The sequence below is a fragment of the Myxococcus sp. SDU36 genome (assembly GCF_030168875.1).
In the GTDB taxonomy this organism is placed as follows: domain Bacteria; phylum Myxococcota; class Myxococcia; order Myxococcales; family Myxococcaceae; genus Myxococcus; species Myxococcus vastator.
The window spans coordinates 4,935,061-4,948,717 of sequence record NZ_CP077414.1; the positions used below are offsets into that span (position 1 = coordinate 4,935,061).

Below are 13,657 nucleotides of genomic sequence, written 5' to 3' on the forward strand. Positions count from 1 at the left end.
ATTCCCGACCCCGGACGGGGGGTTCGGCTTCTCCTGGGCGCGTCGGCTATGGTCGCTCGGAATATCGAGGGGAGTCCGACGACATGAAGCGAGTGGTTCTGGGGTTGTTCGCAGCCGTGGTCCTCAGTGCGTGCGCAGCGCACGAAAAGACGGGGGACCGCGCCGCGGCCATGGGGGATTGGAAGTCCGCGTATGCGTCCTACCGGCAAGCGCTGGCGAGCGAGCCGGACAGCCCCGAAATCAAGCTCAAGTTCGACGCGGCCCGCGCCAAGGCGCTCCAGGATGCGCAGCAGCGGGCGCAGACGTGCGCGCAGGTGAATGACTGGGGCTGCGCGCTCGCCGAGTCCGACTTCGCGCTGTCGGTGGAGCCGGGCAACGCGGAGATTGCCTCGTTCCGCGCGAACGCCGCGCAGCAGGTGGCGATGGGCCAGTTGGACACGGCCGTCGAGCAGGCGCAGCAGGGGCAGTACGCGGAGGCCGCCTCGCTGATGGACCGGGCGCTGCAGTTGTCCCCGGCGCCCGAGGTGAAGACGCACGCGGAGGACGTGCGGAGCATCATCATCACCCAGGGGCGTGCCCAGGCGGACCGGCACCTGCATGAGGGCAACTTCATCGCGGCCCACGAGCTGGCGCAGCTGGTGCTGCGGCTGGACGGCTCCGCGTCGGCGTGGGCGCAGAACATCGCCGCGGAGTACGAGCACTTCATCACCGAGGAGGTCGAGCGGCTGTCGCGCGAGGGTGACGCCGCGCGGGCGCAGCACGACTGGGTGCGCGCGCAGCAGCGCTACGGCGCCGCGCTGAGCCTGCGGCAGGGAGGCCGGGCCGCGCCGCTGGAGGACTACGCGCGCCACATGGCCCTCGCCGACCAGCGAATCGCGGGCCGGGACTGGAACGGAGCGGCGGAGGCCTACCATGTGGCGCTGCGCACGGGTCAGGACGACGGCTACGCCAACCACCAGTTGGAGCGGGTGCAGCTGCGGCCCTACCGCGTCGTGCTGCGCTCGGTGCTGGTGACGCCGGTCCGGCCGGATGGCCGGGCGTGGGTGGGCACGTCGAACGACATCTTCACGCGGCTGGCCAACCGGTTGACCCAGATGGCGCGGCAGAGTGGGATGTCGGGGCTGGTGAAGGACCTGGCCATGAGCATCCCGCATGAGAACCGCCCGCGGCTGCGCGTCGAGGTCCTCCATCCGGATGGCATGCACCTGACGACGCTCGGGCGTGACGGCATCTACACGGCGTATGACGCGGAGTTCGTCGCGGTCGCCAATGCCTTCGACGAACGGCGGGTCGGCTTCCAGGTGTACATGGACGGGCCGAACGGGAGCGAGCTGCTCGGCTCGGTGGACGTGCCCATGCGCGAGCTGGTGGAGCACCGCGAGGTGTCGCTGGAGGGCCGCTCGGTCATCGCGCTGACGCTGAGCACCGGTGGTGATGGCCGTCAGCCGGGACCGTACGCCGGCATGGCGCGCGTGCTGCCCGCGCCGCCTCCCGGCGCACAGCCTCCCGGTGCGCGGCCTCCGCCGCCGGGCCGCGGCCAAGTCGCCTCGCCGACTCACTGACGCCCCACGGGGCCGGGAACACGGCTTCCGGCTTCCAACACGGCTGCACCACGCCCGGAGCACCGTTCCGGGCGTGGACAGCCCCAGACGCGCCCCATCAGCGCGGCAAGCGGAGCCGGAACGTGGAGCCCGTGCCGACGGCGCTCTCCACCTCGATGTCTCCCCCGTGCGCCCGGGCAATCCGGCGAGACACGGAGAGTCCCAGGCCCACGCCTGGGATGTCCTTCGCCGCGGACCCGCTGCGCTTGAAGGGCTCGAAGAGGGTGTCCAGGTCTCCAGGCGGAATCCCCACGCCTTCATCCGCCACGGACACCGCCACCTCGCGCTCCGAGGACTCCAGCCGCAGCGACACCACCCCGCCCTTGGGCGAGTACTTGATGGCGTTGCTCACCAGGTTGGTGAGCACCTGCGCCAGCCGCGTCGAATCACACCGCCAGGGCACGGGCGAGTCCGGCACGGAGTACTCCAGCCGGTGCTGCTCGCTGGACGGCCGGTGGAGCTCCACCACCTCCTCCACCAGCCCGCGCAAATCACACTCCTCCAGCCGCAGCTCCAGGTTCCCTGCCTCGATGCGTGTCCTGTCCAGCAGGTCGCCCACCATGCGCTCCAGCCGGTCCACCTGGTTGGAGATGCGCACCAGCGACTCCCGCACCTTCTCCGGCGGAGGCGCCGTCTTGGCCCGCAGCAGCATCTGCGCCGACAGCTTCAGCGCGTTGAGCGGCGTGCGCAGGTCGTGCGCCACGCCCGCGAGGAACTGGAGCTGCCGCGCGTCCTGACTGGTGACGGTCTCCGCCATGTCGTTGAACTCCGCGCCAATCTCCTGGAGCTCTGGCGGCCCCGCGCGCGCCACCCGGGATTCTCGCCGCCCTGACTTGAACGCACTCAACGCGCGGCGGATGGCCACCAGTGGCCGGTAGATGCGCGTCTGCGCGATGGCGAGAAACAGCACCACGCCCGTCAGCACCGACACCGCGAGCAACGTTCCAATGAAGCGCCCTGTCCTGCGCACGGCGGTCGCCTCGTCGCGAGCGGCGCGCGCCCGCGCGATGCTGGAGTCCATCACCGCCCGCGTCGCATCCACCGCCTGCGCCAACCGGAGCCGCCGGTCCGGCTCCGGCGCATTGAGATAAGCCTCGACGCCCGCGCGGGAGGCCGCCACCAGCCCGCGCTCCGCCTCCGTCTCCGTGTACAGCTCGACGTGGGCCAACCGCTCCGGCACCTCGCGCACCAGCGCGTCCACCCCCCCGGGCGGCCCCATGTCCGCGGGGCCGATTCCTTCCACTTCGTGGGCGTACTGGAGCAGCAGCAGGGTGATTTCCAGCTCGGCCGCCGCGCGCACCCGCTCCGCCGCGTCGATGAGGCTGGTGGTCTGCCGCTGCAGCAGGGTGGTCATCCAGAAGAGCCCACCCGCGGACCCCAGCCCCAGAACCGCAAGGAGTACCGCTCCAAGGGTGAGGAAGGTCCGCAGCCGCATCACGCCCTCCAGGGGAAAGCCCCACCCTACCCGATGCGTGGCGTGAACGGGCAGCCCAACCCGCCCCTCGCGCGCGGCGTCCATTCCCCGCGCCGCAACCGCCCTCCCCGGGATGTGCACTGCTTCACGGCATGGCAACCCGGTGGCGGGCTATCGCCGCGCCAGGCCACATCTCCTCCGGGCCTGGACATGCGTGCGCTACGCTGCGGAGTCCACCGTCTTCCGGGAGGAGCAGGCGCCATGAGCTTCACCTTGAACGTCAACGGCCGCGAGCACGCCGTCGACGCGCCCGAGGACACGCCCCTCCTCTACATCCTGCGCGATGAGCTGGGACTTCACGGGGCCCGGTATGGCTGCGGCGTGGGCCAGTGCGGCGCATGTACGGTGCTGAGCAACGGCTCGCCGCTGCGCGCCTGCGTCGTGCCGGCGGCCACCCTGAGCGGCCGGAACCTCACCACCGTGGAGGGCTTGCGCGCGCCGGATGGGACGCCGCATCCGCTCCACAGCGCCTTCGTGGCCGAGCAGGCCGGCCAGTGCGCCTACTGCATCCCCGGCATGGTGGTGACGGCGGCGGCGCTGCTGAAGGAGAAGCCCCGGCCCACCGAGGCGGAGATTCGCGCGGCGCTGGATGCCAACCTGTGCCGGTGCGGCTCACACAACCGCATCGTCCGAGCCATTCAGCGCGCCGCGGAGGCGCTGGCACGATGAGCCTCCGCCCGAGCCGCCGCGAGGTGCTCCAGGGCGCCCTGGTGCTGGCCTTCGCCCTCACGGGCCCACGCGCCCTGGGCGCGGCACCGGCAACCACCGGACTCCCCGGGAGCCTGCGGCGCACCCGCGGCCTCGACGCGTGGCTGCGCATCGGCGCGGACGGCGTCGTCACGCTGAAGACGGGGAAGGTGGAGCTGGGCCAGGGCATCCTGACGGCGCTCGGGCAACTGTGCGCGGACGAGCTGGGCGTCAGCCTCTCACGGCTGACCTTCATCTCCGGCGACACCGAGCTGTCGCCCTACGAAGGCACCACCGCCGGCAGCAACTCCGTCTCCCAGAGCGGCGCCGCGATACGCCATGCGTCCGCCGAGGTTCGCGCCATCCTGCTGGACATGGCCAGCAAGCACCTGGGCGTCCCGGTGGAGCACCTGCGCGTCCGGGACGGCACCATCCGAGTGGGCGGCGGGAAGGGCGCCTCCATCACGTACTGGAGCCTCGTCGGCGGGAAGGCGCTGAACCGGGAGGCGACGGGCACGGTGAAGCCCAAGCCGCCCATCGAGCGCCATCATGCGGGCCGCTCGGTTCCGCGCGTGGACCTGCCGGGCAAGATTTCCGGCGAGGCGAGCTTCGTGCACGACCTCCGGCCCGCCAACCTGGTGCATGGCCGCATCATCCGCGCGCCGTCCCAGGGCGCCTCGCTCACGGAGGTGGATGCCTCGCGGGTGGAGCAACTGCCAGGCGTCCGGAAGGTGGTGCGTGACGGAGACTTCCTGGGCGTCATCGCCACGAAGGAGTGGCAGGCCATCCAGGCCGCGGCGGCGCTCGCGCAAAGCGCCCGCTGGCGCGAACAGGCCACCCTGCCTCCGGACCCGTACACCTGGCTGCTGGAGCAACCCAGCCAGGACAGCGTCATCGAGGACACGGTGCGGCCCACCGACGTCGCGCCCACGCGCACCTTGGAGGCGCGCTACCTGCGGCCGTACCAGATGCACGGCGCCATTGGCCCGTCCTGCGCGGTGGCGGAGTGGGACGGCGAGCGCCTCACGCTGCACACCCACAGCCAGAGTGTCTTCGAGACGAGCGCGGCCATCGCGAGGATGCTCCGCCTCCCCGTGGACCGGGTCCACGGCAAGCACCTGCCCGGCTCCGGCTGCTACGGCCACAATGGCGCGGACGACGTCGCCGCCGACGCGGCGCTGCTCGCGCGCGCCCTTCCCGGCCACGCGGTGCGCGTGCAGTGGTCCCGAGAGGACGAGCACGCCTGCGAGCCGTATGGCTCCGCGATGGTGATGCAGGCGCGCGCGGGCGTGGACGCGGAAGGCAACGTGCTGGACTGGGACTATGCGCTCTGGTCCACGCCCCACGGCACCCGGCCTGGAGGCCACCCCGGCAATCTGCTGGCGGGGCGCTCGCTCTCGGCGCCCTTCCGCATGCCCATCCCCGGGAATGGCGGGCCTCCGAACTACGCCGCGGACCGGAACGCCATTCCGCTCTACGACTTCCCCGGCCGGAAGGTGACGACCCATCTCGTCACCCGAATGCCCTTGCGCGTCTCCTCGCTTCGGGGCCTGGGGGCCTACGGCAACGTCTTCGCCATCGAGTCCTTCATGGATGAGCTGGCCCACGCCGCGAAGGTGGACCCGGTGGCCTTCCGGCTCCGGCAGCTCCACGACGCGCGCGCGAAGGCCGTCATCCAGAAAGCGGCGGAGCGCTTCGGCTGGAACGCCGCCCCCCGGCCCCAGGGCCATGGGCGCGGCATCGGCTTCGCGCGCTACAAGAACCTCGCGAGCTACTGCGCCGTCTGCATCGAGGTGCGCGTCGACCCTGGAAATCATGCCATCCAGGTGCTGCGCGCGGTCCTGGCCGCCGACGCGGGCGAGGTCGTCAACCCGGACGGGCTCACCAACCAGCTCGAGGGCGGGCTCATCCAGTCGCTGAGCTGGAGCCTGAAGGAGGCGGTCCGCTACGACGCCCAGCGCGTCACCTCGCGAGACTGGGGCACGTACCCCATCCTCACCTTCTCCGAAGTCCCGCCCGTGGAGGTCGCGCTCATCGAGCGCCCTGGGGAGCCCCTCCTGGGCGTGGGCGAGGCCTCCCAGGGCCCCACTTCGGCGGCCCTGGCCAATGCCATCTTCGACGCCACGGGGGCCCGGCTCAGAGCGCTGCCGCTGACGCCAGAGCGGCTGGCGGCGGCGCTCCAGGCGCGCTGAGACGGCACCAAGGAGGCAAGCCCAGGCATGGTCCGCGCGCATGTCGACAACGCTCGACGGAGGCCGCGCGCCATGTGAATGTGCCGTCCAAAGCTGAAGGGTGCGGCGATGCACGCCGCAGGAACATGGATGGTCGGGCCGCCATCCCAGCCGGCAACACCGCCGACAGGGTCCGCGTATGTCGACCGCCACGCCACCGGGGCAAGCCCCCCTTCCGCCCGAAGCCTGGGCCCCCCTGCATCGCCTCTCGCGGCTCGCGAGCCGGCCGCTGGAGCGCTTCCTCCACATCGAGGCGGCCAGCGGCATCCTGCTCCTCGTGGCGGCGGCCATCGCGCTCCTGTGGGCAAACTCGCCCTGGGCGGCGAGCTACGCGCACTTCTGGCACACGCCGCTCGGCATGCGCGTGGGCGACTTCACGTTCGAGCGCAGCCTCGAATGGGTCGTCAACGACGGGTTGATGGCCATCTTCTTCTTCGTCGTGGGCATGGAGATTCGCCGCGAGGTCCATCAGGGCGAGCTGTCTGAATTGCGGCGCGCCGCGCTCCCCGCCGCGGCGGCGCTGGGGGGCATGGTCGTGCCGGCGGGCCTGTACCTCCTCCTGGGGGGCGCCCCGGCCACCCGCTCGGGATGGGGCGTCCCCATGGCGACGGACATCGCGTTCGCGGTGGGCATCCTCACGCTCCTCGGGAGCCGGGTGCCCCCCGCCCTGCGCGTGCTCCTGCTCGCGCTCGCCGTCATCGACGACCTGGGCGCCATCATCGTCATCGCGCTGTTCTACTCGTCGGGAGTGGCCATCACGGGCCTCATCGTCGCGGCCCTGGGAATCCTGGGGGTCTTCGCGATGCAGCGCTTCGGCGTGCGCTCGAAGTGGGCCTACCTCGTCCCGGCGTTCGTCGCCTGGGCGGGCGTCTACTCCGCGGGAATTCATCCGACCATCGCAGGCGTCATCATCGGGCTCATCACGCCGGTGCGCGCCTGGCTCGGCACCGAGGGCTTCGTCACCGGCGCGCGGAGCGAAATCGAACACATCGCCCAGGCGCAGCCGGGCACGCTCTCCTCCCATCACCTGTCCGCGACGTTGCGCCGCGTGGACGCCGCGCGACGCGAGGCCATGTCGCCGTCGGAGAGCCTGATTGCCACCCTGCATCCGTGGGTGGCGTTCGGCATCATGCCGGTGTTCGCGCTCGCGAACGCGGGCGTGACGATTTCGAGTGAGCCGCTCGATGCGGTCTCGTGGACCGTGGTCGCCGCGACGGCCACCGGACTCCTGGTGGGCAAGCCCCTGGGGGTGATTGGGGCCTGCTGGCTGGCGCTGCGCTTGCGGCTGGCGACGTTGCCGCGCGGCCTGAGCATCCGAGACTTGCTGGTGCTGGGGTGCACCGCGGGCATCGGCTTCACCATGGCCCTGTTCATCGCGCAGCTGGCCTTCACGGACGCGAAGCTGCTCGCCGCCGCGAAGCTGGGCGTGCTGGGCGCGAGCGGTGCCGCGGCGGGCCTGGCGCTCCTCCTGGGCCGGCTGCTCCTCAGTACCGCGTCGAGGCCCGGCGCCGCGACGTCCGTGGAGGAGGCGGAGCGCTCGACGGTGATGTGACGGGCTCCGCTGGTGACGGGCCCGAGCCGCCCAGCCGTTCACTCAAGAAGTCGACGAACACGCGCGTCTTCATCGGCAGGAAGCGCGCGTGCGGGTACACGGCCCAGACCCAGCTGTCTGCCACGCGCCACGACGCCAGCACCTCGACCAGGCGGCCCGCTTCCAGGTCCGCCCCCATCACGAAGTCCGCGAGCAGCGTGATGCCGCAACCGCCGAGCGCCGCCTGCCGGAGCGCCTCGGCGTTGTCGACGCGGAGGAGCGGCTCCACTGCCACCTGGGTCCGCCGCCCGCCCCGCGTCAGGACCCAGGGGACCTCCTTCATCTGCGGCGCGAACTGGAGGCAGGCATGCCCACGAAGGTCCGCAGGCGTGCGCGGCGTCCCCTTGCGTCGCAGGTATTCGGGTGACGCGCACAGGCGGCGGCGGTTCAGCGCCAGGCGGCGTGCCACGTAGTCGCCGCTGCGCAGGTCGCCAATCCGCACGCCCACGTCGATGCGTTGTTCGACGAGGTCGATGTAGCGGTCCTCCATCGTCACTTCCAGGCGGAGCAACGGATAGCGGCGCATGAACTCCGGCAGCAAGGGCGAGACGCGCAGCTGGCCATAGAGGTTGGGCAGCGACACGCGCAGCAGGCCGCGAGGCTGCGCGGAGAACGCGGACACCGCCGCGTCGGCCTCATCGGCGCGAGCCAGCACATCGAGACAGCGCTCCAGGTACAACGCGCCCACCTCGGTGAGCGCGACACGCCGGGTGGTCCGCTGCAACAGCCGGCAGCCCAGCGCCCGCTCCAGCTGCGCGATGCGGCGACTGAGCGCGGAGGCGCTGAGGCCCAGCTCGTCCGCGGCGGCGACGAAGCTGTGCCGGGTGGCGACGGCGACGAAGGCGCGCATGCCGCCGAGGCGATCGGTATCGAGCATCGGCATTGCTGCACCGTACGCAACATCCTGGTGCGTTTCATCCCGATTGTGCCGGAGCCCTCAGCGGGTCAGCTTTCCGTTTTCGGTTCCAACGAGGAGCTTCGCGCCATGCCCGATTCGCCCCTTCTCCCTCGTGACAACGCCCGGCACCGCCTGCGCGCCTCCGGACTCGCCTTCCTCCTGTGCTCGACCCTGGCTCAGGCCGCACCGCCCGCGAACGAGGACACGGTTCACCAGCTCGCCCCCGCGGCCGGCTTCATGGCGGGCGTGCATGAAGGCCCGACCCGCTTCGGCGACCTGCTCCGGCTCGGGGACTTCGGCACGGGCGCGCTCAGCCCCACGGATGGGGAGGTCATCATCCTCGACGGCGTCGTGTGGCACGCCGACGTCACCGGGAAGCTGCGGCGCCTGCCCGACGATGCGCGAACGTCCTTCGCCACCCTCAAGCGGTTCGTCCCGGACAGGCAGCTCACACTCCCCGCCGTCGCGGACTTCAGCGCCTTCGCGAGGGCGCTCGATGCGCGGCTCGGTTCGCGCAACCACTTCCATGCCGTGCGCATCGACGGCCGCTTCCAGCACGTGAAGCTGCGCAGTGTGCCGCGCCAGAAGCCGCCCTACCCCAGCATGAAGGCCCTGCTTTCACAGCAGCGCGTCTACGACGCCCGTGACGTCACGGGGACGCTGGTGGGTTTCCGATTTCCCACCTATGTCGCTGGAGTCATCATCCCCGGCTGGCACTTCCACTTCGTGGACGCGGACCGGAAGCTGGGGGGCCATGTCCTGGACCTGCGCGCCAGCGCGCTCACCGCCCAGTTCGACAGCAGCCGGTCCCTGTCGCTGGTGTTGCCAGACGACCCGCTGTTCAACGCGGCGCCCATCGACGACGCGACAACCGCGCCCGCGGCGGCAGGCCCCGGAGCCCCCTGACGCCTCCTGGCCACACATCCAGGGCTCGGGCACCATCCCGGTCACGGGCCTCGAGGGCTCGTCGAACCCTGCGGGAGCAAGTGATGCGGACATCGATGAAGTGTGTGGGGCTGCTGTTGCTCGTCCTGGGGTGCGCATGCGCGAGCACCCGGCCCGCGGTGGTCGAGCCCTTGCCTCCCCACCAGATGTTCACGCTCGACTCCGCGAAGCTGAAGGAGGCCCGCCACATCACCGTCTACCTGCCGCCAGGCTACACGGCGGCGGCGGACGCCCGCTTCCCGGTGCTCTACATGCCCGATGGCGGCCTGAAGGAGGACTTCCCGCACCTGGCCACCACCGTCGACATGGCCATCCGCGCGGGCGAGCTGCGGCCCCTCATCATCGTGGGCATCGAAAACACCGTGCGACGGCGGGACATGACGGGCCCGACCACGGTGGCGACGGACCTGGAGGTCGCCCCTGTCACGGGAGGCTCGGCGGCGTTCCGAGCCTTCATCCACGAAGAGCTGATGCCGGAGGTGGAGCGCCGCTACCGGGTGACGCAGGAGCGGGCCATCATCGGCGAGTCGCTCGCGGGCTACTTCATCGTGGAGACGTTCTTCCTCCAGCCGGACCTGTTCGACACCTACCTCGCGCTGAGCCCCAGCCTGTGGTGGAACGCGGAGTCGTTGGTGAAGGGGGCGGGTGAATGGTTCGCGGCACGGCCGGACCTGCGTGCGGGACTTTATGTGTCCTCCTCCAATGAAACGGACGACATCGTCCCCGCCGTGGCGAGGCTCCAGGAGGTCCTCCGCGCCAGCGCTCCCGCGGGGCTGAAGTGGGAAGTCGAACCCCGGCCCGACTTGCGCCACGACAACATCTACCGGAAGAGCTCGCCCAGCGTGCTGCGCAAGTGGCTGCCCCCCGTGGTGGCCGCCGAAAGCGCGCCCTGACGCAGCGCCCTCACGGCCGCTCCCGCGACGTCATCGCTCAGACGTCCGCCGAGCCGACAGCCGTGCCGCGCCGATGCTCGGTGGGCGTCGTCCCCGTCCAGCGCCGGAAGGCCCGGTGGAAGGCGCTCGCCTCGGAGAACCCCAGGAGGTAGGCCACCTCGGGAATCGCCAACCTGCGCTCTTCGAGGTACCGCAGGGCCAGCTCCCTCCGGAGGGTGTCGACCACTTCCTGGAGGGACGCCCCCTCGTCCCGCATCCGCCGGTTCAGGGTCCGGACGCTCATGTGAAGTCGCTTCGCGATGGCCTCGTTCGTCGCGCCACCGCTCGCGAGCCCCTCCGCGGCATGCGCCCGGACGCGCTCCACGAAGCCTTCCACCTGTGGGAGCCTCGCGAGCAACTCCCGCGTGTGGCGCTCGAGCACCGCGGACAAGCCCGAGTCGGCCTTCAGCAACGGCAACTCCATCGCCGCCTGTGCCACCGACACGCCGTTGAACGGCTGCTCGAAGCGGAGCTCGCAGCGGAAGATGCGGCGGTGCTCGGAGATGTCGGCCGGGGCCGCGTGGTGGAAGGAGACGACCACCGGCACCAGGTCAACGCCCGTGGCCTGCCGGGACGCCACCAACAAGGCCGTCATGATGAACTCGGCGACCTGCCGTGGCAGCGGCGGCATCGACGGAGGCAGCGCATGCGACAGGTGGGCCTGCCCTCCAGACACCGTCAGCCGCACCTGGGCCGCGTCGTGCAGCAGGCGGTAGTAGCGCGTCAGCCGTCCCCAGGCTTCGCCCAGCGTCGCGCTGCTGCGCAGCGTGTAGTCGAGCACGTCGAAGGCACCGGGCCGCACGGCTTCCGCCGCGTGGATGCCCAGCGCGTCGTCTCGGCTCAGCATCACCGCGCGGTGCCACACCTCGAGCGCGACCTCATGAGGCAGGCGCGCGTCGGCGTCTTCCAGGAGTGAGCGAGGGACGCTGGCTTCCCCCAGCAACGCCTCGACGTCCACGCCCAGGGCCATGAGCCAGCCGATGGCGGGAAGGACCGTCCGGCCCGACACCGTCGCTCCACTTCGCGTCGCAGGGCCGCGCATTGCGCCGCAACCCTGACCTCCGGTGGCGAGGAGAGTCAACGGATTTGGCAGGCCGCGTCACCGCCCGAACGCCGCGCCAGCCCTATGCATTCGGCACGAACGGCAGCAGCACCACTTCACGGAGTTCCACATGCGTCGCGCTCGAATGATTCTCCGCTCCCTCGCCAGTGCTTGCGCGCTCCTCGCAGGCACCGCCCATGCGGCGCCCACCGTGGAGCTGGAGACGGACCCCGTCGCCCTGTTCCTGAAGGGCGGCTCTGGCCACGTGGCACTCGCATTCGACCACGTGCGCTTCAACCTGGGTGTCTTCGGCGTCCGGGTCCCCAAGTTCTTCCACGGCAACGACGGGTGGACGCAGTCCACACTGGGCGTGAGCGCCAAGTTCGACTACTTCGGCTCGGACGTGCGGGGGCTTTTCGCGGGACTGGAGCTGAATGTCGCGCGCAGCCGCTTCACGCTGGACGAGACGGGGCAGCACGTCAGGGGCCTCGACGTCTCGGTGGGCCCGCGCATCGGCTACCGGTTCGCGGTGACGGACCACCTCTACATCACGCCCTGGGTGGGCGTGTCCTACTCGCTGTACCAGGACGAAGCGGTCATCGACGGCCGTGCGTTCGAGCTGTCGCCGTTCGGGTTCTTCCCCACGGTGCACCTCGGCTACCGGTTCTGACCCACCGTGCCCGCGCGCCGCGCGGAAGCCCTGAGCATCCACGCGGCACGCCACGTCCGCTGGCTACTGCGGAGGCATCTGGTTCGGGTCCATCCAGGCCACCTCCCAGTGGTGGCCGTCCGGGTCGTAGAAGCTCCCGCCGTACATGAAGCCCAGGTCCATGGCGTCCGCGGCGCGAGAACCCCCATTCGCCAGCGCGGTCTTCACCAGCTCATCGACCTCCTCGCGGCTGTTGGCGGACAGCGCATAGGTGCCGGCGGTGCTCTGCGTCGCGTCGTGCAGGGGCTTCTTGATGAAGTCCTTGAAGCGGGTATGCGTGAGGAGCATCACGAACGCGTCCTCGCCCACCACCATGCAGGTGGCGTGCTCGTCGGTGAAGTCCTTGTTGAACTCGAAGCCCAGCTTCGTGAAGAAGTCCACTGACCGCTTCAAGTCGGCCACCGGCAGGTTGAGGAAGAGCTTACGGGGACGGCTGACCTTCATGTTCGCCTCCAGGGCGGGTGGGTTACGAAGGCTTTGACTCCAGCGGCGGACCGGAATCATCGGTCCTTTTTCAGAAAGATCTTCCGCGCCCCGCCTACCGAGGGAGCTCCTCGGGGAGGCCGAACCGTGGGAACAACGCCTCCGTATCGAGGAAGTGGGTCATCGCCGCGATGCGCCCACCGGACAGCTCCAGGACGATGAGCGACCACGGCTTGAAGGGCCCGCTGTCACTGCTCGCGTGGTACTGGCCGTAGGCCGGTGAGCCACAGGCCTCGGTCCGCACCAGCCGGGAGTCCCTGCAGACCGCCCCCCGCCCGAGGAACCAGCCGCGGATGGACTCGTGCCCCTGGAGCCACAGCGCGTAGGGGGGCATGGACAGGGTGACTTCCTCGTGGAGGATCGCCGTGAAGGCGTCCATGTCATAGCGCTCGAACGCTTCCACGTAACGGTTCAGCAACGCGGCCTGCGCGTCAGACTGAGGCACTCGGAAGTCGGAGTCCTCCAGCCCCAGCTCCGACACGGTCGCCCGGGCACGCTGGAGCGCACTGTTGACCGAGGCCACCGACGTCTCCAGCGTCTGGGCGACCTCCGTGGCAGGCCAGCCCAGGACCTCGGCCAGCAGCAGCACCGCGCGCTGCTTGGGGGGCAGGTGTTGGAGCGCCGCGAGGAACGCCAGCCGGATGCTCTGGCGCAGCGACACCTGCTCGGAGGGGTCCACGTCCGAGGGCACGGCCAGCGCGTCCGGAATGGGCTCAATCCAGCTGTTCGCCGGCAGCGGCGTCAACGGCCCGTCGATGGAGTACGCGGGCCCCAGCGCCATCGGCCGCGCGCGGCGCCCGCTCGCTGACAAGGCGTCCAGGCACACGCGGGTGGCGATGGAGTACAGCCAGGTGCGTGGAGACGCACGGCCCTCGAACCGGTCCATCGCGCGCCAGGCACGCACCATCGTCTCCTGGACGGCGTCGTCCGCCTCCGAGACAGAACCCAGCATGCGATAGCAATGGCCGATGAGCGCCGCGCGGTGCTCCTCGAAGCCGAATGCCTGCTTCCCAGAATCCGGAAGGTCCCTCATCAATGGGCTGTCTATCAGGCCCGTCAGGTCG

At 70.7% G+C, this 13,657-nt stretch carries 12 protein-coding genes; 7 read left to right on the plus strand and 5 right to left on the minus strand.

The features are described from left to right. The first annotated feature begins 83 nt into the window (after positions 1 to 83). Positions 84 to 1,562: a tetratricopeptide repeat protein gene (locus KGD87_RS19520; protein ID WP_284661758.1), complete on the plus strand. Its 1,479-nt coding sequence runs from the start codon at positions 84 to 86 to the stop codon at positions 1,560 to 1,562. 97 nt (positions 1,563 to 1,659) lie between these two features. Here the strand turns inward: KGD87_RS19520 and KGD87_RS19525 are convergent, their stop codons facing one another. Next, on the minus strand, positions 1,660 to 3,036 hold the full coding sequence (locus tag KGD87_RS19525; RefSeq protein ID WP_284661759.1) for a sensor histidine kinase: 1,377 nt from the start codon (positions 3,034 to 3,036) through the stop codon (positions 1,660 to 1,662). 240 nt (positions 3,037 to 3,276) lie between these two features. Between KGD87_RS19525 and KGD87_RS19530 the strand changes: the two genes are divergently transcribed. The 3 genes from KGD87_RS19530 to nhaA all read left to right on the plus strand — a co-directional run bounded on the left by KGD87_RS19530 (position 3,277) and on the right by nhaA (position 7,545). Further along, positions 3,277 to 3,744 carry a (2Fe-2S)-binding protein gene (locus KGD87_RS19530; RefSeq protein WP_284661760.1) on the plus strand — a complete coding sequence of 156 codons (468 nt, stop codon included), beginning with the start codon at positions 3,277 to 3,279 and terminating at the stop codon, positions 3,742 to 3,744. Next, positions 3,741 to 5,954, plus strand: coding sequence for a xanthine dehydrogenase family protein molybdopterin-binding subunit (locus tag KGD87_RS19535; RefSeq protein WP_284661761.1), 2,214 nt, complete (start codon positions 3,741 to 3,743; stop codon positions 5,952 to 5,954). Before KGD87_RS19530 ends, KGD87_RS19535 begins: the two co-directional genes overlap by 4 nt. Before the next feature lie 178 nt (positions 5,955 to 6,132). Further along, positions 6,133 to 7,545: a Na+/H+ antiporter NhaA gene (gene nhaA / locus KGD87_RS19540; protein WP_284661762.1), complete on the plus strand. Its 1,413-nt coding sequence runs from the start codon at positions 6,133 to 6,135 to the stop codon at positions 7,543 to 7,545. On the opposite strand, the gene KGD87_RS19545 is transcribed toward nhaA, so the two are convergent. Then, positions 7,478 to 8,461 (minus strand): LysR family transcriptional regulator, encoded by a 984-nt coding sequence (locus tag KGD87_RS19545; RefSeq protein ID WP_284661763.1) that lies wholly within the window; start codon positions 8,459 to 8,461, stop codon positions 7,478 to 7,480. The two genes, nhaA and KGD87_RS19545, sit on opposite strands and share 68 nt — an antisense overlap. A 108-nt stretch (positions 8,462 to 8,569) precedes the next feature. Between KGD87_RS19545 and budA the strand changes: the two genes are divergently transcribed. Continuing rightward, complete coding sequence (budA, locus tag KGD87_RS19550; RefSeq protein ID WP_284661765.1) at positions 8,570 to 9,388, plus strand: acetolactate decarboxylase; 819 nt, start codon at positions 8,570 to 8,572, stop codon at positions 9,386 to 9,388. 83 nt (positions 9,389 to 9,471) lie between these two features. Then, complete coding sequence (locus KGD87_RS19555) at positions 9,472 to 10,320, plus strand: alpha/beta hydrolase (RefSeq protein WP_284661766.1); 849 nt, start codon at positions 9,472 to 9,474, stop codon at positions 10,318 to 10,320. A gap of 37 nt (positions 10,321 to 10,357) precedes the next feature. On the opposite strand, the gene KGD87_RS19560 is transcribed toward KGD87_RS19555, so the two are convergent. Next, entirely contained in the window at positions 10,358 to 11,368 is a 1,011-nt protein-coding gene (locus tag KGD87_RS19560) for an AraC family transcriptional regulator (protein WP_284661768.1), read from the minus strand. Between the two features lie 163 nt (positions 11,369 to 11,531). Here KGD87_RS19560 and KGD87_RS19565 point away from each other — a divergent pair, with 163 nt between their 5' ends. Further along, positions 11,532 to 12,071: a hypothetical protein gene (locus KGD87_RS19565; protein WP_284661769.1), complete on the plus strand. Its 540-nt coding sequence runs from the start codon at positions 11,532 to 11,534 to the stop codon at positions 12,069 to 12,071. Positions 12,072 to 12,134: 63 nt separating this feature from the next. On the opposite strand, the gene KGD87_RS19570 is transcribed toward KGD87_RS19565, so the two are convergent. Together KGD87_RS19570 and KGD87_RS19575 are read right to left on the minus strand one after the other, a co-directional pair. Beyond that, positions 12,135 to 12,554: a VOC family protein gene (locus KGD87_RS19570; protein WP_284661770.1), complete on the minus strand. Its 420-nt coding sequence runs from the start codon at positions 12,552 to 12,554 to the stop codon at positions 12,135 to 12,137. 94 nt (positions 12,555 to 12,648) lie between these two features. Further along, entirely contained in the window at positions 12,649 to 13,626 is a 978-nt protein-coding gene (locus KGD87_RS19575) for a sigma-70 family RNA polymerase sigma factor (RefSeq protein WP_284661771.1), read from the minus strand. Between the last annotated feature and the right edge of the window lie 31 nt (positions 13,627 to 13,657).